At 63.1% G+C, this 19,902-nt stretch carries 16 protein-coding genes; 8 read left to right on the top strand and 8 right to left on the bottom strand.

The features are described 5' to 3' along the window. The 4 genes from ACV4UY_RS14920 to tkt form a co-directional block, all read right to left on the bottom strand. The coding region (locus tag ACV4UY_RS14920; protein ID WP_491608372.1) for a type II toxin-antitoxin system MqsA family antitoxin at positions 1–499 on the bottom strand (499 nt) is incomplete at its 3' end. Next, positions 492–806, bottom strand: a complete 315-nt coding sequence (locus ACV4UY_RS14915; protein WP_491608371.1) for a type II toxin-antitoxin system MqsR family toxin — start codon at positions 804–806, stop codon at positions 492–494. The genes ACV4UY_RS14920 and ACV4UY_RS14915, both read right to left, overlap by 8 nt. A 12-nt stretch (positions 807–818) precedes the next feature. After that, positions 819–1,220, bottom strand: coding sequence for a tyrosine-type recombinase/integrase (locus ACV4UY_RS14910; RefSeq protein ID WP_491608370.1), 402 nt, complete (start codon positions 1,218–1,220; stop codon positions 819–821). Between the two features lie 155 nt (positions 1,221–1,375). After that, positions 1,376–3,346, bottom strand: coding sequence for a transketolase (gene tkt / locus ACV4UY_RS14905; protein WP_491608369.1), 1,971 nt, complete (start codon positions 3,344–3,346; stop codon positions 1,376–1,378). 287 nt (positions 3,347–3,633) lie between these two features. On the opposite strand from tkt, the gene ACV4UY_RS14900 reads away from it, so the two are divergent. The 4 genes from ACV4UY_RS14900 to ACV4UY_RS14885 are packed head-to-tail and all read left to right on the top strand — an operon-like array spanning position 3,634 to position 10,137. Beyond that, positions 3,634–5,532 (top strand): TonB-dependent receptor plug domain-containing protein, encoded by a 1,899-nt coding sequence (locus ACV4UY_RS14900; RefSeq protein ID WP_491608368.1) that lies wholly within the window; start codon positions 3,634–3,636, stop codon positions 5,530–5,532. A gap of 3 nt (positions 5,533–5,535) precedes the next feature. Beyond that, the gene (locus ACV4UY_RS14895; RefSeq protein WP_491608367.1) at positions 5,536–6,075 is read left to right on the top strand and encodes a YfiR family protein; all 540 of its coding nucleotides are present in this window, start codon (positions 5,536–5,538) and stop codon (positions 6,073–6,075) included. Then, on the top strand, positions 6,062–8,644 hold the full coding sequence (locus tag ACV4UY_RS14890; protein WP_491608366.1) for an ATP-binding protein: 2,583 nt from the start codon (positions 6,062–6,064) through the stop codon (positions 8,642–8,644). The genes ACV4UY_RS14895 and ACV4UY_RS14890 overlap by 14 nt, the downstream gene beginning before the upstream one ends. Next, positions 8,641–10,137, top strand: a complete 1,497-nt coding sequence (locus tag ACV4UY_RS14885; protein ID WP_491608365.1) for an adenylate/guanylate cyclase domain-containing protein — start codon at positions 8,641–8,643, stop codon at positions 10,135–10,137. Before ACV4UY_RS14890 ends, ACV4UY_RS14885 begins: the two co-directional genes overlap by 4 nt. 61 nt (positions 10,138–10,198) lie before the next feature. Here ACV4UY_RS14885 and ACV4UY_RS14880 read toward each other — a convergent pair whose 3' ends face one another. Together ACV4UY_RS14880 and ACV4UY_RS14875 are read right to left on the bottom strand one after the other, a co-directional pair. Further along, the gene (locus ACV4UY_RS14880) at positions 10,199–12,271 is read right to left on the bottom strand and encodes a CHASE2 domain-containing protein (protein ID WP_491608364.1); all 2,073 of its coding nucleotides are present in this window, start codon (positions 12,269–12,271) and stop codon (positions 10,199–10,201) included. 406 nt (positions 12,272–12,677) lie between these two features. Continuing rightward, positions 12,678–13,634: a DUF7354 domain-containing protein gene (locus ACV4UY_RS14875; RefSeq protein ID WP_491608363.1), complete on the bottom strand. Its 957-nt coding sequence runs from the start codon at positions 13,632–13,634 to the stop codon at positions 12,678–12,680. Positions 13,635–14,050: 416 nt separating this feature from the next. Here ACV4UY_RS14875 and ACV4UY_RS14870 point away from each other — a divergent pair, with 416 nt between their 5' ends. Both ACV4UY_RS14870 and ACV4UY_RS14865 read left to right on the top strand, forming a co-directional pair. Beyond that, positions 14,051–14,356, top strand: coding sequence for a hypothetical protein (locus ACV4UY_RS14870; RefSeq protein ID WP_491608362.1), 306 nt, complete (start codon positions 14,051–14,053; stop codon positions 14,354–14,356). 176 nt (positions 14,357–14,532) lie between these two features. After that, positions 14,533–14,685: a hypothetical protein gene (locus tag ACV4UY_RS14865; protein WP_491608361.1), complete on the top strand. Its 153-nt coding sequence runs from the start codon at positions 14,533–14,535 to the stop codon at positions 14,683–14,685. A 365-nt stretch (positions 14,686–15,050) separates the two neighbouring features. Here the strand turns inward: ACV4UY_RS14865 and ACV4UY_RS14860 are convergent, their stop codons facing one another. Together ACV4UY_RS14860 and murJ are read right to left on the bottom strand one after the other, a co-directional pair. Next, a complete protein-coding gene (locus ACV4UY_RS14860) occupies positions 15,051–15,911 on the bottom strand; it encodes a formylglycine-generating enzyme family protein (RefSeq protein ID WP_491608360.1) in 861 nt (286 codons plus the stop codon). Beyond that, on the bottom strand, positions 15,908–17,494 hold the full coding sequence (gene murJ / locus ACV4UY_RS14855; RefSeq protein ID WP_491608359.1) for a murein biosynthesis integral membrane protein MurJ: 1,587 nt from the start codon (positions 17,492–17,494) through the stop codon (positions 15,908–15,910). The genes ACV4UY_RS14860 and murJ overlap by 4 nt, the downstream gene beginning before the upstream one ends. A 177-nt stretch (positions 17,495–17,671) precedes the next feature. Here murJ and rpsT point away from each other — a divergent pair, with 177 nt between their 5' ends. Beyond that, positions 17,672–17,959: a 30S ribosomal protein S20 gene (rpsT, locus tag ACV4UY_RS14850; protein ID WP_491608358.1), complete on the top strand. Its 288-nt coding sequence runs from the start codon at positions 17,672–17,674 to the stop codon at positions 17,957–17,959. A 73-nt stretch (positions 17,960–18,032) separates the two neighbouring features. Further along, on the top strand, positions 18,033–19,664 hold the full coding sequence (locus ACV4UY_RS14845; protein WP_491608357.1) for a DEAD/DEAH box helicase: 1,632 nt from the start codon (positions 18,033–18,035) through the stop codon (positions 19,662–19,664). Positions 19,665–19,902: the final 238 nt, after the last annotated feature.

Below are 19,902 nucleotides of genomic sequence, written 5' to 3'. Positions count from 1 at the left end.
GAGGGGGGTCAATTTTGCGTGTCGCAAGGGGGTCAGTTTTGCGTGTCGCTTGACACAGGATGGCCGATGATATGGCCGTGATGGCGGGGGTGGTGCGGGGTGCGTCGCGCAGCAAGGTCAATTGTGAGGGATCGGCTTCCAGAAGACGCAGCAGGTTGGATACCGCGCGACTGGCCAGAACGTCCCCCTGTTCGTATTTGTGAAAGGCGTTCGGTCCACCGCCGAGGATCTGACTGGCCTTGCGTTGGGAGAGTCCGAGCTTTTCCCGGATCGCCCGGATGCGGGAAGGATCAAGCAGCCCTTCGACTCGGGCTTTCAGAAGATTCAAGGCACGATCCGACACCACCATATCCTTGCCCGAATGGATGCTTTCTCCGCAGGGGCAATACCAGCCAGCGAGGTCCACGTTGGCGGACTCCCCTTCATAGCTCAACGTCACCTGGCGAACATCCCGGATCATGGTTTGTCCGCACGCATGGCAGGTCGTTGCGTCATTCATTGTCCCGCTCCTTGAAAGAGAGCAACCGGAATTCCGTGATCACGTCGGCGGTGAATTTCAGGTAGATCACCTTGCTACCTCGGGGAACGTGATAAACGTCCTGCCATGCCCGATGATCCGCATGTGTGGTCATGGATTTCACAAACTGCCCGCGCTCCATGGTCTTGATGGTCTCCACGATTTCGGCCCGCCCGCATCCGATCAATGCCGCCGTGTGCAACGCGGTTCCGGTCACGTTCAACCGGGATGCCTTGGAGAAGCTTTTTTTGAAGGCGTCCAGATCAAAGGTAGGGAACCGTTTTTCCATGGGATCAGGATATCACCATAAAGGTTGCATCTGCAACAGGCTGCACGGACCGCCGGAACGGTCAGGATGAGTGATGATCGGGAGTGCGACCCCCTGAAAGGATCCTCGGTTTGAGTCGCGCTTGAGCGGCACCACCTCACCCTTGTTGCCCTTCAGCGCGGCGGCGATCTGGCTGGAAATGCGGTCGGCGGCCTGCCGGATGGGATCGGATGCCAGATGGCCATAACGGGCGGTCATGCTCTCGCTGGAGTGGCCCAGCAGCGCCCCAACCAGGGGAAGACTCAGGCCGGCATTGACTCCCACGCTCGCGAACGCAGGCCGCAGGCCGTGCAGGGTCACATCCTCCAAGCCGGCCAGCTCGCGCACCTTCAACCAGACCTTTTCGATGCCAACCAGCGCCGCACCCTCTTTCACGCCAGGGAAGACCAAGCCATTGCCCTGGACCCTTGACAACAAAACTACGCATCCCATGATGGGTGCGATTTAATTAGATATTTCATCACCTTTTCCCACTCGGATGGACGGAGCATGGCGGCGTGGAACTCCTGTCAGGGAGGTCCATGGCAACCCTATCTGCCGCCCTCCCCGGCCAGCAGCTCCAGCGCACGCGCCAACACCCCCTCCTCGCTCATCCCCACCGCGCGCATCGCCTCGCCACCCGGAGCCGACAGGCCGAACCGATCCACGGCCACCACATCGCCCTCCTCGCCCACCCAACGATGCCACCCCATCGAACAACCCGCCTCGATGGCCAGCCGCAACCCGGCAGAGAGCACGCCACGCCGATACTCCACCGACTGAGCGGCAAACAGCTCCCAGGAGGGCATGGAGACCACCCGCACCCGCCCATGACCCGCGCCGGCCAGCCGCTCCTTGACCCGCAACGCCAGCGACACCTCGCTCCCGCTGGCCAGCAAGGTGATCTCCGGGATCCCGTCACAGGCAGAGACCACATACCCACCCCGTGCCACCCCCTCGGGATTGGCCGGGAGGATCGGCAGATTCTGACGGGTCAGGATCAACGCCGAGGGACCACGCGCCGCCACCGCCAGCCGCCAGGACAGCGCGGTTTCGTTGGCATCGGCGGGACGGAACACGGTCAAACCCGGCAGGGCGCGCAATCCGGCCACCTGTTCGATCGGCTGATGGGTCGGGCCATCCTCGCCCACGGCCACGCTGTCGTGGGTGAGCACGTAGATGACCCGCGTCTCCATCAATGCCGAAAGCCGCATCGCCCCGCGCATGTAGTCGGAAAAAACCAGGAAGGTGGCGCAAAAGGGGATCCAGCCGCCATGCAGGGCCATGCCGTTGACGATGGCGGCCATGGCGTGTTCGCGCACCCCGAAATGGAGGTTGCGTGACCCGCCATCCTGGATGTGGGTGTTGTTGGAGGGGGCCAGATCCGCCGAGCCGCCGATCAGGGCGGGCAGTCCCAACGCCAGGGCATTGAGCGCCTTGCCGCTCGCCACCCGTGTTGCCACCGGCTTGTCACCGAAATCCAGGGCGTTGAGCTGCGCATCCCACCCTTCCGGCAGCACCCCGGAGAGGGCCTCGCGGAACGCCGCCACCCGCGCCGGATCGCTCGCCTCCAGAGCCGCGATCCGCGCCGCCCAACCCTGGGAAAGCTCCATGCCCCGTTCGATCACCCCGGCCCGGTAGGCTTTCACCTCCTCGGGGATATGAAACGACAGCTCCGGCCAGTTGTAATAGGCGCGCGTCTCGGCCATGCGCGCCGGACCCAGCGGCGCGCCATGCACGGTCGGGGTGCCGGCCAGGGGGGTGCCGTGGCCGATCATGGTTCGCACCCGGATCAGGGTGGGACGACCCCGCTCCGCGCGTCCCAACTCGATGGCGGCGGCGATGGCATCCAGATCCTCCCCATCCCCGACCGTCAAGGTCTGCCAGCCGCAGGCGCGGAAACGGGCCTCGACATCCTCGGTGAAGGCCAGATCGGTGCTCCCCTCGATGGAGATCCGGTTGTCGTCGTACAACACCACCAGCTTGCCGAGACGCTGATGACCGGCCAGCGACACCGCTTCCGCCGCGACCCCCTCCATCAGATCGCCGTCCGAGGCCAGCACATAGACATGGTGATCGAGCAGCGGGGATTGTCCCTCGACGGCGAACCGCTCGCCCAGTTGCCGCTCGGCCCAGGCCATGCCCACGGCCATGGCCAGACCCTGACCCAGAGGGCCGGTGGAACACTCCACGCCAGGGGTCAATCCATGTTCCGGATGACCCGGCGTGCGCGATCCCATCTGCCGGAACCGCTTCAAATCGTCCAACGGAAGGTCGTAGCCGGAGAGGTGCAGCAGCGCATACAACAACGCCGAACCATGTCCCGCCGACAACACGAACCGATCCCGATCCGGCCAGCCCGGATCCGAGGGATCGTGGCGCAGGAAACGGCTCCAGAGCACGAACGCCATGGGCGCGGCACCCAATGGCATGCCCGGATGACCGGATTGAGCCTGTTCCACCATGTCCGCAGCGAGCATGCGCAGCGTGGTGACGCACAATGCATCCTGATCGAGATTCATGCAATGTTCCTGGGATTGAAGAGAGTTGAGCGACTATCGTAACTTGGAATGTTCAAAGCAGCCTTTTTTTCAGATGTTCAATGGGCGCGATCCGTTGTAACATGAAAAAGTTGGGGATGAAACCGCCCGCGTGCGCGCCCGACGACCGAAAACCACCGCCCATCCGGGCCATATCGATCTTTACGACACCGCACCGAGCGCCCTTGTTCCCATAAAATGCCATGCCGACGCCCCCCGATCCGTGCTTGACCCCCGCCTCCCGACAGGCATGGTGTCGGATACCCGCCTTGACCGCCTCCCTTGCGGTCTGCCTGGTCGCCACCACCCTCCAGGCCGGTGAGTCCCAACAAACGGACGAAACCATGGAACGGCTCCTCGAAATGAACGTCACCGAGCTGGCCGGAATCAAACTCTCCACCCTCTCCCGCAAGGAACAAAAACTGGTCGATACCGCCGCCGCGGTGACGGTGATCGATGCCGAAGAAATTCGTCGCTCCGGCATGACCTCGATTCCGGAGTTGTTGCGGATGGTGCCGGGCATGAACGTCGCACGCATCAACGCCAGCACCTGGGCGGTGAGCACGCGCGGTTTCCAGCACCAGTTCTCCAACAAGCTGTTGGTGCTCATGGATGGCCGCACCCTCTACACCCCGCTGTTTGCCGGCGTGAACTGGAACCTCCAGGACATTCCCCTGGCCGATGTGGAACGGATCGAAGTGGTGCGGGGTCCGGGCGCCTCCCTCTGGGGGACCAACGCGGTCAACGGGGTGATCAACATCGTCACCAGAAAAGCCGCCGACACCCAGGGCAATCGCGCCGGCATCACGGGTGGCACGGTCGAGACCCTGCGCGGCGACCTGCGTCATGGCGGAACATTCAGCGACACGCTCCACTATCGGGTGTACGCCTCGGGCATGGATCACGCCGATTTCCGCCGCGCCGACGACACCGGGGCCCACGACGACTGGAACGCGCGACGGCAGGGCTTCCGCCTCGACTGGCAACCCACCCCGCGCGACGAGGCGACGCTGCAAGGCGAGCTGTTCGCAGTGAAGGAGAATCCATCCCGCGGGGACAAACGGGGCGGTCACCTGTTGGGCCGCTGGAGCCGTGACCTCTCCGACACGCGCGACCTGACGGCGCAGCTCTATTACGATCACAAGGTCGATACCTCCTTCGAGGTAACCCGCATCCTGGATCTGGACACCCAATACGGTCTCCGCACCGGCAGGCACGTCTGGATCATGGGCATGGGCTATCGCCTGACCAGCATGGAACTGGACGATACGGCGCGCATTCAATGGCGACCTCAGAGCCGCCGCGATCACATCCTGAATCTGTTCGCCCAGGACGAAATCGCCCTCGCCTCCGATTGGATCCTCACCCTGGGCGGCAAAATCGAATACCAGGACGAAAAGGGGATCTATCCGCAACCGAATGCACGTCTGTTGTGGCGCGCCAGCGACACCCAGGCCGTCTGGGGCGCGATGTCGCACGCGGTACGCATCCCCTCGAGCGTGGATCAGGATTTCCGCCTCACCGTACCCTTGGGAGCCGTCAACCTCGCGTTGCGCGGCAACCCGGAGATCGAACCGGAAAAACTGCTCGCCCATGAACTGGGCTACCGCTTCCAGCCGCGCGGAGACCTCTCCATGGAGATCGCCGCCTTCTACAACCGCTACGACCATCTGATCTCGCTGGAGAACCTCGCACCGCTCCTGGCGCCACCCACCCTGCGTCAGTTCTACGCCAACAAGGGCGAGGGAACCACGTATGGCCTGGAGACCGCCGTCGATTGGCGCGTCAGCGACACCTGGCGTCTCACCGCCAGCCACGCCTGGCTCAAAATGAACCTGAACGTGGTCGATGGCAGCACCGACACCACCACCCCGGCCTCGGCAAACGACATCCCGCGCCATCAATGGCAGCTGCGTTCACGACTCGACCTGCCGCACGACCTGGAACTCGATTCCGCCCTGTTCCACGCCACGCGCATCCGCAACCTGGCGATTCCCGCCACCACCCGACTCGATCTGCGCATCGGCTGGCGCCCGACCGCCAGCCTGACCTTGAGCCTGACCGGACAGAATCTCCTCGACGACCGCCACCCGGAGTTCACCGGCCAAATGGTCACGCCGAGCGAGATGCCGCGCGCTTTCCTGGCCTCGGCGGCGTGGCGCTTCTAGACGATGATCCGCCTCCCTCGCCTCCCTCTCTTCTGGTCGCTGCTCCCGATGCTCACCGGTTTCGCATCGGACGGCTGGAGCGTCGCGCCCTCCGAATCCCAGGTCAAGGTGGCCTATCTCTACCAGTTCACCAAATTCGTCACCTGGCCGGATGACGCCTTCCCCCATGTCAACGCCCCGTTCGGACTCTGCGTCCTGGGTGACGCGTCACAGCTGCCCCTGTTCGCGCCGCTGCGCAAAAAGTCGGTCCAGGGCCACCCGATCGACATCCGCTTCCCCGAGGGAGCCGAAATGCTCCGCGCATGCCATCTGCTCTACGTCACCGGGGACGAAGGGCACCGGATCCCGGAACTCCTCGAGGCCGTGCGCGACAAACCGGTGCTCACCATCGCCGATGATCCGGATTTCAACGCCCTGGGAGGGATGATCCGCTTTTTGCGTTTCAAGGAGCATCTGCGCTTTTCCATCCGGACCGAACCGGCCCAGCGCGCCGGTTTGACGATCCATGCCACGCTTCTGGAGGTGAGCCATGGGACCAGGTGAAGGGTTGATCGGCTGGTTCACGGATCTGTCGATCCGCCGGAAGCTCATGCTCATCATGACCCTGCTCTCCTGGGGCACGGTCCTCCTGGCCGCGGTGGCCTTTTCCATCGCCGAGTATCTCCAGGAAAAGGAGTCCCTGACCGAACAGATCCGCACCCAGGCCACGATCATCGCCTTCAACAGCCGCGCCGCCCTCGCCTTCGACGACCCGGAGACCGCGCGCCGGATGTTGAGCGCCCTGGAGGCCAACGACAACATCCACGGCGCCGCGCTCTATACCGCCGAGGGCAGGCTGTTCGCCAAATTCACCCGACCCTACCAGAGCGAGGATCCGGTCCTGACCGTGCCGGCCAGTCCCCTGGAAGAGTCCATCTCCTTCGACCGTGGCGAACTGACCCTGCGACAGCCGATCCGGCTGGATGAGACCCTGGTCGGGGCCATTCTCATCAACGCCCATCTGGACGAGTTCGGCGCACGGACGGTGGCACGCACCGTGATCATCCTGGCCATTCTGCTGGTGACCCTCTCCCTGACCTTCTTTCTGGCGCTCCGGATGCAACGGCTCATCATTCGACCGATCGAGTCCCTGCGCGCCGCGGCCAGCGCCATCGGCCAGGGTGACTTCGATACCCCGATTCCGGTCCACTCCCAGGATGAGATCGGGCAGCTGGCCCTCTCCTTCCGGCGCATGCGCCAGGATCTGGCGCGGGAGCGGGCCGCCCTGGAACGGGCCACCCGCGCCAAGTCCGTGTTTCTGGCCAACATGAGCCATGAAATCCGCACGCCGATGAACGCCATCATCGGCCTGACCGAACTGGCCCTCCCGCACCCCATGGAGGAGCGTACCCGTTCGTTCTTGCACAAGATCGCCGGATCGTCACGGGCCCTGCTGCGCATTCTCAACGACATTCTGGACTTCTCCAAGATCGAGGCCGGCAAGCTCGATCTGGAACACGCCCCCTTCACCCTGCGGGAAGTGCTCACGCATCTGGAAGATCTCTTCGCCGCCCAGGCCGAAGAAAAGCGGATCACGCTCCAACTCGACAGCCCGGATCTGTATCCGGAACCGCTCATCGGGGATGCCCTGCGACTTGAGCAGGTGCTGTCGAACCTGATCGGCAATGCCCTCAAGTTCACCGAACCCGGCGACGGTCGGGTGACGCTGACCATCACCCCGCTGGCCACCACCCCGGAGTGGATCGAACTGGCATTTTCCATCCAGGATACCGGCGTGGGGATCGATCCGGAGCGGCGCGACCAGCTGTTCGATGCCTTCACCCAGGCCGACAACTCGATCACCCGTCGTTACGGCGGATCCGGCCTGGGATTGGCGATCTGCAAACGGCTGGTGGAGATGATGGATGGTCGGATCGAGGTGAAAAGCACCCCGGGTCAAGGCAGCACCTTTCGCTTCACCGCCCGATTCACCCCCGCCACCCCTGGGAACGCCTCGCGGCTCCGGGAGCGAAAGGCGGGAGGCGCGATCGATGCGCGGGAGGTGATCGCCCGTGTCGGCGGCGCGCGGGTGCTGCTGGCCGAGGACAACCCGATCAATCAACTGGTGGCCATCGAGATGTTGAACGGGTTGTGCCTTTCGACCGAAGTGGTCGAAAATGGGCAACTGGCGATCGAAAAATTGCATGCAGCGTCGTTTGATCTGGTACTCATGGATCTGCAAATGCCGGTCATGGACGGCTATGCCGCCACCCGCGCCCTGCGCGCCGAAGAGCGGTTCCGGGATCTGCCCATCGTGGCCATGACCGCCCATGCCATGAGCGGCGATCGGGCGTTGTCGCTGGCCCACGGCTTGAACGATCACCTGACCAAACCGATCGACAAACAGGCGTTGCATGCCGCGCTGCTGCGTTGGCTCCCGCCCCGCGAGGGGAGCGGCACCGGCAACGCGAAACAACACCCCGCGCAACCGGTTCCGGCCTCCGGAACCCCGACATCCATCCCTGGCATCGATCTGGAAGCCGCCCTGGAACGGCTCAACGGCAAGTGGCCGTTGTTGCGGCGCATGTTGATCGATTTCGCCGCCCAGCATGCCGAGGCCCCGCAACAACTCGATCGCCTGCTCGCCGATCCCGAAACGCCCGACGCGGCCTTTCGCTACATCCACACCTTCAAGGGGATGGCCGGCAATCTGGGCGCGGACAACCTGCATGCCGTGGCCCGACGGATCGAGGTGGCCATTCGTGATCACGACCACGACCGCCTGCCCGACGCGCTGCTGGATTTCAGGCGCGAGCTGGCGGCGCTGCTGGTGACCATCGGCTCCTTGCCGGGAGCGGCGGCGGTGGAGGATCCTGGGATCTCCACCGACCCTGAACCGGACCGTGACGCATTGATTCAGCTGGTGCGTCCGTTGGCGGAGTCGATTCGCGGCAACGATTTCCAGGCGTTGGCGCGGCTCGAGCAGCTCGCCGGACTGGCGCGGCGCGCGGATACCGCTGCCCATTTCGAACGCATCGGCGGGGCCTTGGATCGCTTCGCATTCGAGGAGGCGCTCGGGGAACTGCGCCTGCTGGCCGAACATTGGGGAATGGCGGACGGAGAGTGGACATGAACGACATACCGACGCGCTCGCGCATTCTGATCGTCGATGATCTGCCCGGCAACATCAAGGTGCTCGCCGAGCTGTTGAAGGATGAATACGACATCTCCATGACCACCAACGGTCCGGATGCGTTGCGCCTGGCCCAGGGGGGCAACCTGGAGCTGATCCTGCTGGATATCGTGATGCCGGGTCTGGACGGGTTCGAGGTGTGTCGGCGCCTGCAGGCCGATCCGCGCACCCGCGGGATTCCGGTGATCTTCGTGACCGGCCAGGGGGACATCGAGGACGAGGCTCGCGGTTTCGCCTGCGGCGCGGTGGACTACATCACCAAGCCCTTCTCCCCGCCGATCGTGCGGGCGCGGGTCAAGACCCAGCTCGGTCTCAAGCGCGCCAGGGTCCAGATCGAAAGAAGCAACCAGGAGATCCGTCAGCTCAACGACAATCTGGTGGCCGTGCTCGCCGAACAGAAGCGCGCCAACGCGCTGCTGGACCGGGCCAATCACTTCGTCCGCGCCACCTTCGGACGCTATCTCTCCGAGGATGTGGTCTCCACCCTGCTCGACTCTCCGGACGGCCTGCGACTGGGCGGCGAAAAGCGCGAAGTGACGGTGATGATGTCCGATCTGCGTGGCTTCACCCTGTTGAGCGAGCGGCGCCCTCCCGAGGAGGTGGTGTCGATGCTCAACCGTTACCTGGAGGTGATGACCGAAATCATCCTGCACCATCAGGGAACGATCATCGAGTTTCTGGGGGATGGCATTCTGGCCCTCTTCGGCGCGCCGGTGGGGCGTCCGGACGATCCCCGGCGCGCCGTGGCCTGTGCGTTGGCCATGCAGCTCGCCATGGAGCGGGTCAATGCCGAAAACCGGCGGTGTCATTTCCCGGAGTTCCAGATGGGGGTGGGTCTGAACACCGGCATGGTGGTGGCCGGCAACATCGGCTCGGACAAGCGCGCCAAATATGGGGTGGTGGGGAGTGCGATCAACCTCACCGGTCGCATCGAGTCGTTGACCCTGGGCGGACAGATCTTGATCTCCGATGCCACGGCGTTGGCGTGCGGCGGGATCCTGACCATCGATCGGAGTTGGGAGGTGATGCCCAAGGGGGCTGGCAGGCCGGTGCTGATCCACCAGGTGGGTGGCATGGGCGCGCCGTATTCGTTACGGATTCCCCAGGTGACGCGGATGCCGTTGGCATGCCTGGCCGAGCCGCTGGCGATCCGGGTGCGGGTGATGGAGGGCAAGCATGCCGGGCAGTCCGAGCATGATGCCGGGTTGACCGCCCTGGCCTTCCCCGAGGCGGAGATGCATTCCGGTCTCAAGGTGGAGCGGTTGACCAATCTGCGTGTCGAGCTGGTGGGTCAGCCGGTGGGGATGAGCGTGCTTTATGCCAAGGTGCTCACCGAGGATGACGGGGACGGACGGCAGAGGATCCATTTCACCTCCACGCCGGCAGAGGCGGAGTGGTTCCTGCGGCGGCTGGCGGAAGAGGTGGAGAACTGAACGGGTCGGAGGATCCGGGGGCGGCAACCACCCCCCGCCCCCCGTGACGACTCGACGCCCCCTACCCCTTCGAGGTCAACTGGAACACCCCATCCCAATCCGCGGGGGGCGGACTCTCCAGATACTCCTTGCAGCGCTCCACATAGGTGCGCGACGGCCCATCCTCCGGAAAGACCCCCAACGCCGCCTCGAACCGCTCGATCGCCTCCCGATAGGCCCGCCGGCGATACAGCTCCAACCCCTGCATGTAACAATCCAACAGCTTCTGCTGCTCCGCGGTCAACCTGCCCTTGTGGGCGAGCAACTGATAGATCGGCACCGGCTCCTTCTTGCCCACCACCCGCACCACGTCCAGCGGCCTGGCCTCCACATGCTCCCTGGCCTGCTCGTAGGTGGTGCCGGAGACCATGATGTCGGAGGCATAGAACTTGTTGGCCCCCTCCAAACGGGCGGCCAGATTCACCGCGTCACCCATGATGGTGTAGTCCATGCGTTGCTTGGAGCCCATGTTCCCCACCACCATCGGTCCGGAGTTCAATCCCATGCGCACGTTCAGCTTGGGACGTCCCTCGGCCACCAGCCGCTCGCGCATCTCCACCATGTGAGCGCCCATGTCCACGGCGGCCATGCAGGCCAGGGCGGCATGGTTGGGCTGATCGAGGGGCGCACCCCAGAAGGCGATGATCGCATCCCCCTCGAACTTGTCCACCGTGCCGTCGTAGCGGGCGATGATGTCGCACATGGCGGTCAGGTACTCGTTGAGAAGCTGCACCAGTTCGTTGGGGGTGAGCTTCTCGGAGATGGTCGAAAAACCGGCCACGTCGGAGAAATAGGCGGTCATCTCGCGCTGTTCGCCGCCCAGGGAGAGCTTGCTGGGATCCTTGACCAGGATGTCCACCACCTTGGGGGAGAGATACTGTCCGAAGGCCCCCTTGATCATCCGTTTCTGGCTCATCTCCAGCATGTAATAGCGGATGGTGATGGCCAGGAAACCCAATGCCCCGGCCAGCAGCGGATAACTCATCGCCAGCACCGTGTCCAGATGGACATAGGCGTAAACCGCCATCGCCACATAGACGAGAATGATCGCGAAGGCCGACAGGGTACGCTTGAGGGGGTTTTGCATGGTGCCGGTGATGAGCACGCCGATCATGAAAAGCAGCATGACCACGATCTCGACGTTGCTCGAGGCCGGACGCAAGGGCGCGCCCTTCATCAGGGTGCCGATGATGTCGGCGATGATCTCGACGCCGTAGACCATCCCCACCGGGGTGTCGAACCAGTCGTGGGAGACCTCCGAGGTGTCTCCGACCAGCACCAGCTTGCCCTTCACCCACTGGGAAAGCTCCGCGCGTTCGCTTTCGTCCAGATCCTCGATGTCCAGGAACTCCAGGGCCGACAGTCCGGATTGACTGAGGAACTTGTTTCCGGCGGGCAGTTGTGGAAAATCGATGTAAAGCTCGTTGTTCTGGTTGAGCGGAATGGCGAGCCTGTCGCCCAGCAGCAGTTTGCCGTTCTCCAGACGCGGCTCCACGCCCCAATGCATGGCCAGTGCCTTGATCGAATAGGGCCATCCTTTCTCCTTCTGGGCGATCTCCGGATAGACCTTCAACCGCGACAGACTGGTGACGATGGCGCTCTGGGAACCGATGTTGGTGTAGCCGTATTCGCTCACCTCGGCAAGCCTGGGGGTGGCGCGGTTGAGTTTGATGAATTTCCCGTCTCGAAACTCCGCCTGGGCGACCAGCAGCACGTTGCCGGCATCCTTGAGGAGCCGGGCGGTGGGCTCATCCTCCTGGTAGGAGCTGGGAAAGTCCATCAGCACGTCGAGGGCCACGGTCTTGGCGCCCAGGGCCTTGAGGTTGGCGGCGATCTTGCCCAGATCGGTGCGCCGCAGGGGGAAGCTGCCGTAACGCTCGAAGAACTTCTCGTCGGTGTTGACCAGCATGATCTCCTGGGAGGGGCGCATCTTCCGTGGATCGCCGTGACTCAGGCGCAACAGATGGCGGAAGGAGATGGTCTGCTCTTCCAGCAGGGCGAAGGTTTCGTGATACTCCGCCGGGATCATCAGGAGAAACAGGATGACCGTGGCCAGAATGTCGTAGCGGAACAGAAATCTCCCAAGACTTCCCATCAAGTATCTCCTGCGATCGAAAACACCTTCGCATGACGTTGCCGCGAACATGGCCCGCCACCCTGGGGGGGCTGAATCGTCACGCACGGTCAACAGTTGGCGACCCACCCCCTCGACAAGGCACCGTCAACCCTGTCGGGAACCCCCATACGGATCGATGAACAAAACCACAAACTTGCATGATCGGGGGGAGAACCCCCTCACCCCCCAACCGTGGACCTCCCTTACGGGATTTCCACGGTAAAAAAAAACCGCCCGAGGATGATGCCTCAGGCGGTGGTGCGATTTCAATGGCCCGTGACGATTTCCCTCCGGACATCATGGCCATCGCCCGGAGGCTACCGTGAAACCCCGCGAGGGCGTTCCACGGCGTGGGGATCCCCCCGGCATGCCAGTCAGGAGCGGCTCACTGCTCGGAGAGCATCTTCTGATACTGGGAGGCCTCTTCCTTCTGGAGTTCCTTGAGGTTGAGGTCGTGATAGGTCTTGATCAGCATGGGCCGCATGTCCACGTCGGAGGGGTTGTCCTTGAAGTATTTGCGATACAGGTCCATGGCCGCGACCGTGAAACCGCGATCCTCCAGGTAGGCGCCCATCATGAAGTCATCGCCCGGAGCCAAGGCCTGCATCTCCTTCATGCCCTTCTCCACCGGCTTGAGGGCCTCGCCCTCCAGCCAGTTGATGGTGCTGGGTTTCTTCGGCGCATAGACCTCCTGGCCGTTCTGCATCACCCGCACCAGGTACTCATGCTTGCCCGCGGTCAGTCCCGCCACCTTGTGGCGCACGATCTTGTCGCTGGAGGCGGCCACCGGGGTGGACTTGCCGTCGATGATCAGCTCATAGGCGTACTCGTTGCCGGCATTGGCCCAGGCCAGCTCCGGATACTGGGCGGAGAGGGAGATCTCCTTGACGGTTTCGAGCTTGACCACCTTTTCGGTCTTGTCCTTGTCCACGCTGCGCCGCACCGTGGTGTAGCGCTCGGCCTTGGCGAAACGTTTGTCGAGATTCTCCAGAAGATCGCCGCTGCTCTTCTCCGGCTCGGAGAGGGTGCCGGAGACCTTTTCGATGTTGTCGGCGGTGATCTTGATGGCCGAGTTCGGTCCCAGGGTCTGGACGGTGCCGGTGGCCTGATTGATCAACTTGGTCGAACCGTCAGCCGCGGTGCGGAGTTGTTGGCCCTCGGAGAGCAGCTTGTTGCGCGTGACCGGTTTCCACTTGTCGCACTCCTTGCTGCAATACTCGACGTTGCCTTGAGCCTGCGTGGCCATGGCCACGGGATTGGCCTCTGCCCACGCCTGACCCGCGAGGCCAGGACCGGCGAACAAAAACGCCAGGGCCAGAAGAGGGAAGCGACGGTTGATCATGGGAATCTCCTTGGATTGATGATTTTAAAGTTGCGCTCGTGTCGTGCGTGATCCCGGCGATCGCCAGCCACGCCGCGCGTCAAGGCCGCTCACGAGCGACGAACGGATACGGTTCATCTGGTGAATGGCCCTAATGACAAACCACGCGGAAAGGAAAGTCAAGAAAATAGAAGCGTTCAAGGATCTGGATGACCATTTGTTACACGATTCTTCAACCCGGAGGCACAGATGTAACAAACTCTATCGAGCCTTCCAGATTTGCGTTACGCCTCCGGTTTCGTCAAGGGATTCGTAAAGATGACGCAATGGTTCGTATCCTTTTGCAAGGAGAAATCCCTCAAGAGGGCGCAAGACGCTGCCGATCTGTATAGCAATGGATGAATTCTTCAACCGGATTGTGAGGTAGAGATATGGACATGGCACAGGTGTCGCCGGAATCCGCATCAATCCAAAGAACGGTCAAGGATGGCCGGGTTTCAGGCGGGGTGATGACCCTCGCGGCATCTCAAGCGCTTTCGGCAAGAGGCCAAGGCGAAAACGGAACAACCAATCGGGGACGCGACGTGGTGGATGTGGCCGGGCTGGAAGCGATCGGCGAAGCCATCCGTCAGTTCCGCGGCCAGGAGGCCCTGCCCATCCCGGAATCGGTGGGCAAGGCGATTCGCAGCCTGGTGCGGGAGGTCCTGGATGGACTGCCCCATGGTGGTGTTCTGGTGATTTGATGCCGTCACGCTGACCCGCAAGGGGTCTGAAACCGAATAACCCAAATCGCCTTGCGCGCGCCGTGCTGCCTGAATCCAAAAGAAGATCCGACACGCGCAAGGCAACAATCCAACTCCAACGGTGGTATCGGCAACGATCGTTTTGGTTTTGAACCGCGACCGGTTCGAAAAGCGTCATGCCCGGCAAGGTCGCATGCAAGATACGGGCGTCGTTTCCAAAAATCGGAAACGACGCCCGTAAAGACCTCACGCTGCGTTTTTTCGCAAAAAAAGCGAAAAAACACTTTTTTGAAGAACGCGCCAAACCGCGCCTACTTTGGGATGCGTAGTTTCTCGCGAGGCCAATAGTGCAAAATACGAGCTTCGTTTCCAAAAAACGGAAACGACGCTCGCGAAGGCTGCGCGCGGCACCTTTTTCGCAAAAGACGCGAAAAAGGCTTCTTTGAGAAGAGCGCGCTCAAGTCAAAAACAACGTCCCAAGGGCTTTGCCCTTGGATCCCACCAGGGGGATAATCCCCCTGGACCCTTGATAACAAAACCACGAATCCCGTGATGGGTGCAGTTTATAAACCAAAACCCTGGGAGAGGAATCTCCCAGACGCTCTTTATTTTCAACGGTAAAAGCAGCCCGTTCCGGGCCGGATCCGATTCGAGATCACCGGCATTCGTGGACCATCACCGCCCCGCCTCCCCATCACGGCGGCATGCCCGCCAAACGAAACCCCATCAACGACAAACCCCGATCCGGCCAAAGACTGGCACGGTGGGTCGCCTTGAGCAGATTCCCCCCGGAAAGCAGTCCCCCACCCCGAAACACCTTGGCCGTGCCATGATCCGGCCCCTCGGGATTGCTGCCCGGACTGCTCCGGTAGTAGCGCTCGTCGTACCAGTCCCCGACCCACTCCCAAACATTGCCGTTCATGTCGTGCAACCCCAGCCGGTTGGGCAGGCGTTGTCCGACCGGATGGAGAACGCCGCCAATGCCGGCATGCCAGGAAAACGGGGTGGGATCGTCGTCCGTGCCGCAATGGCGTTTGGTGGCTCCGCGCTCTCGACAGGCGAACTCCCACTCCGCCTCGGTAGGCAGTCGAAAACGACCGGCGCCCAGACCGTTGAGCCGCTCGATGAAACGCCGGACATCGTTCCAGGAGACGTTCTCCACCGGCAGATCGGACTGTTCGATGGTCTGCACCGGCAGGGAACCCATCACCGCGCGCCACTGGGCCTGGGTGGTTTCGTGGGTGGCGAGCCAATAGTCGTCCACGCAGACCGTGTGCGCCGGTCGTTCGGGCGGAAGCCCCTGGTCGTCACCCATGGTGAAACAGCCGCCGGCGATGCGGATCAGGGTGATGCCGGAGACGGGCTCACGCCAGGCGACTTTCACCTCCGGGATGGTCTCCAGGGTGCCGAGACGCTCCGTGGCGGTCAGACGCAGGGAGTCGGCGGGCGGCGCGTCGAAAAGAGAGTCGCCGCGAAAGGCCTCGGACCACTGGCAACCGCCGAACGACAGCGCCAACACCAGGAGGGGCGCCCCGCGCCGGATGGAGCTGTTCATCCCCGCTCCTTGCGCACCACGCGCCACAGAAAACGGATCTCGCGCATCCCCAGGATCCAGGCCCCGACCAGGTAGACCAGCCCGCCGCCGGCCAGCATCAAGGTGACGGCGAGAGCCTGCTGGAGGGTGGAGATGCCACGGACCCAGAGGATCTCGCGCACCTGGTGAAGGAACATCCCCATGATCAGAGAGGCGACGATCGCCTTGAGGAGGGTGACGAACACCTCGCGACTGACGGTGATGCCGATCTTGGCGCGCAGGGCGCGCCACAGCAGGGCGGCGTTCAGAAATCCGGTGAGCGAGGTGGCCAGGGCCAGTCCGACGTGTTTCAGGGGGAACATCAGCACCACGTTCAACCCCATGTTGACCACCAGACAGAGGATGGCGATGCGCACCGGGGTGCGGGTATCCTTCATGGCGTAGAAGGCCGGCGCGGTCACCTTGACCATGGCCAGGCCGGAAAGACCGACCGCATAGGCCAGCAGGGCATCGGCGGTGAGCCGGGTGGCATCCGGGGAAAAGGCGCCCCGTTCGAACAACAGGGCCAGCATCGGTTCGCGCAGCACGATCAACGCCACGGTGGCCGGCAGGGTGAGAAAGGCGATCACCCGCATGGCCAGCTCCAGATCGCGTTTGAAACCGCTCTCGTCGCCCTGGGCGGCCTTGGCGGACAGAAGCGGCAGAATGGCCGTGCCCAGGGCGATGGCGATCAGTCCCAGGGGGAACTCCAGCAGACGATCGGCGTAATACAGATACGAGATCGACCCCTCGGGGAGCCAGGAGGCCAGAAACAGGTCGAAAAGCAGGTTGATCTGCGCCACCGACACCCCGAGCACCGACGGTCCCATGAGGGTGAGAATCCGTTTGATCGACGGGTGTTTGGGATCCCAGCGAAAACGGAAACCGAGTCCCAGCTTGCGCAGGGCCGGCAGTTGGAAGGCAAGTTGCAGAATGCCGCCCAGGGTCAGACCGACCGCCAGTCCCATCACCGGGGGATCGAAGTGACGGGTAAAAACGGTGGCGCCCAGGATCATGCTGACGTTCAAAAGGATCGGCGTGGCCGCCGGCACGGCGAAACGCTTGTGGCTGTTGAGAATCCCGGCGGCCAGGGCGGCCAGGGAGATGAAAAAAATATAGGGAAAGGTGATGCGCGAGAGCAGCACCGCCAGATCGAACTTCTCGGCGTCGGCCAGGAAACCGGGCGCGGCGATCATCACCACCCCCGGCATGACGATCTGGGCCACGGCCACCACGATCAGAAGCCACATGGCCAGATGGGTGAAGACCGCATGCACCGTGTCGCGGGTCTCGTCGGCATCCCCCTTGGCCAGGTGATCGGCAAAAACCGGCACGAAGGCGGTGGAAAAGGCCCCCTCGGCAAACAGGCGCCTCAAGAAATTGGGCAGCTTCTGCGCCACGAAAAAGGCATCCGCCCCCATGCCGGCCCCGAAAGCGCGGGCGATGATCATGTCGCGAATGAACCCGGTGATGCGCGAAAGCAGGGTGAAAAAGCCGATCACCGCCGTGGAGCGGAGCAGCTGGGTGTGTCCGGAACGTTCCTGAGGAGCCCGCGGGCTGTTCAACGTGAAAAAACCTTTGACGAAAGAGGGTGAAATGGGATTAAATATCCTATTGCGCCCGTGAATCGATTTCAACGGGTCTTTTGGATGCAATCCCCTCGATATTCATTAAAGCGCCAGGATGCATCCCACGATGGACGCTTATTCTCGACGTTTTCAAGCATAGGGAGTTTTTTCGCAGTGGCCAATATCAAATCTTCCATGAAGAGCATTCGGCAAACCGCCAAGCAGAACAGCCGCAACCGTTCCGCCAAGTCGCGCATGCGCACGTTTGTCAAGAACGTGGTGCAGGCCGCCGCTGCGGGCGATCTGCCCCGGGCCGAGGAAGCGCTCCGCATGGCCACTTCGGTCCTCGCCGTCACGGCGCGCAAAAAGGTGATCCATCCCAACTCCGCCGCGCGTCACACCAGTCGGCTCAATGCCCGCGTCCGCGCCCTGGCGACCCAATCCGCCGCGCACGCCGGCTGATCGAATCTCTCGAGCAAGAGCGGAGGCGTTGGCCGGAGTCATCTCGATCCGGCCAACGCCCCCGCGAGCCGTGATGCACTTTTCCGAACTGCCCATCCCCGAAGCTGTCATGGCCGGAGTCCACGCCTGTGGATTCACCGAATGCACCCCCATTCAGGCCCAAACCCTGCCACTCTCCTTGGCCGGACGCGACGTGGCCGGACAGGCCCAGACCGGAACCGGCAAGACCGCCGCCTTTCTCATCGCCGCCTTCTCACGCCTGATCCGCTCCCAGGAGACGGGTCACACCGTCACCCATGACGGCGTAAGCCATCCCCGCGTCCTGATCATCGCCCCGACCCGCGAACTGGCGGTGCAGATCGAAAACGACGCCCGACGGCTGGCCGTGGGACTCGATCTGGTCATCGCCGCGGTCTACGGCGGGGTCGATTACGAAAAACAGCGCCTCACCCTCGTCGAGGGACGGGTGGATCTTCTGATCGGCACGCCGGGCCGGCTGATCGACTATTTCAAGCAGAAAGCCTATCGAGTCTCCGCCGTCGAGGTGCTGGTGATCGACGAGGCGGATCGCATGTTCGACATGGGGTTCATCGAGGATCTGCGCTATCTGCTGCGCCGTCTCCCCCCCTACGACCGGCGTCAATCCCTGCTCTTCTCCGCCACCCTCTCCTACCGCGCCCAGGAACTCTCCTACGAGTACATGGACTCCCCGGAGGTGATCTCCACCACCGTGGACAACCGCGCGGTGGAACAGGTGACGCAAACCCTCTATCACGTCGAGGGACGACGCAAGATCAGTCTGCTGGTCGGACTGCTGCGCCGCGACCTGGCGGACGATTCCGGCGCCCAGACCGGACGGGCCATGGTATTCGTCAACACCAAGCGCATGGGCGAACGGCTCAAGGAGTGGCTGCGCGGCAACGGCATCCATGCGGGCTATCTCTCCGGCGACGTGCCGCAGGCCAAACGGTTGCACACCCTGCAACGCTTCCAGGAGGGTCTGGTCCCGGTCCTGATCGCCACGGACGTGGCCGGACGCGGGTTGCACATCGAAGGGGTCACCCATGTGGTGAACTTCGACCTGCCCGAAAATCCCGAGGATTACGTGCATCGCATCGGACGCACCGCCCGTGCCGGAGCCACGGGTGACGCGATTTCGCTCGTGGATGAAGATGGGGCCTACCATCTCGAGGCGATCTTCGAATACCTGGGAACCGAGATCCCGTCCACATGGCCGGAAAGCGAACTGTTCGTCCATCTGACCCGTCCGGCACCCCCGGCACCGGGTCCGGAAGGCGAACCAACCGGTCCGGCATCCACGTCGGGACGGCGGCGCACCCGTTCGGGGCGCCCCGGACCGGGTGAGAAACGGTCTCCGGGAGCTGCCAGGGTGACCAGAACGGGAACGGGCGCATCCAAGGCGGGAACGGCTCCGGCTGAGGCGGGAGAGGACGCATCCAAGGCGGGAACGGCTGAGGCGGGAGAGGACGCATCCAAGGCGGGAACGGCTCCGGCTGAGGCTGGAACGGGCGCATCCAAGGCGGATGACACCGGGTCGAACGTGACCGCGTGCGGCGAAGCCGGCGACGCGGCGACCTCGGAAACCGCGCGCAAACGGCGCAGACGACGCCGCAAACCGGCGGGGGGTGGCGCTCCGGCAGCGGAGGGTTCCGACACCGCCGGGGGTTCCGATCCCTCTGCCTGAGGGAAGCTCACCGCGGTCCGAAGATCATCGCCAGCCGATTGAGGAAGCGTCCACGCAAACCGGGAACGGTCGCGGTCCTTGCCGACCATTCCCGAATGCGGCGGATCTCTGAAAGGCTGTTTGGTGATTCCATTCAGAGAATCACCAAACCTGCGCGCATCGAAAAATTCGAGTAACTGGACATGATGGGGGAGGAACCCCCTCACCCCCCGACCATGGACCTCCCTGACGGCAGTTC

Source organism: Candidatus Magnetaquiglobus sp. (assembly GCF_058402785.1).
The sequence above is the reverse complement of the archived record's forward strand: the minus strand, read 5'-3'. Positions and strand labels throughout refer to the sequence as shown.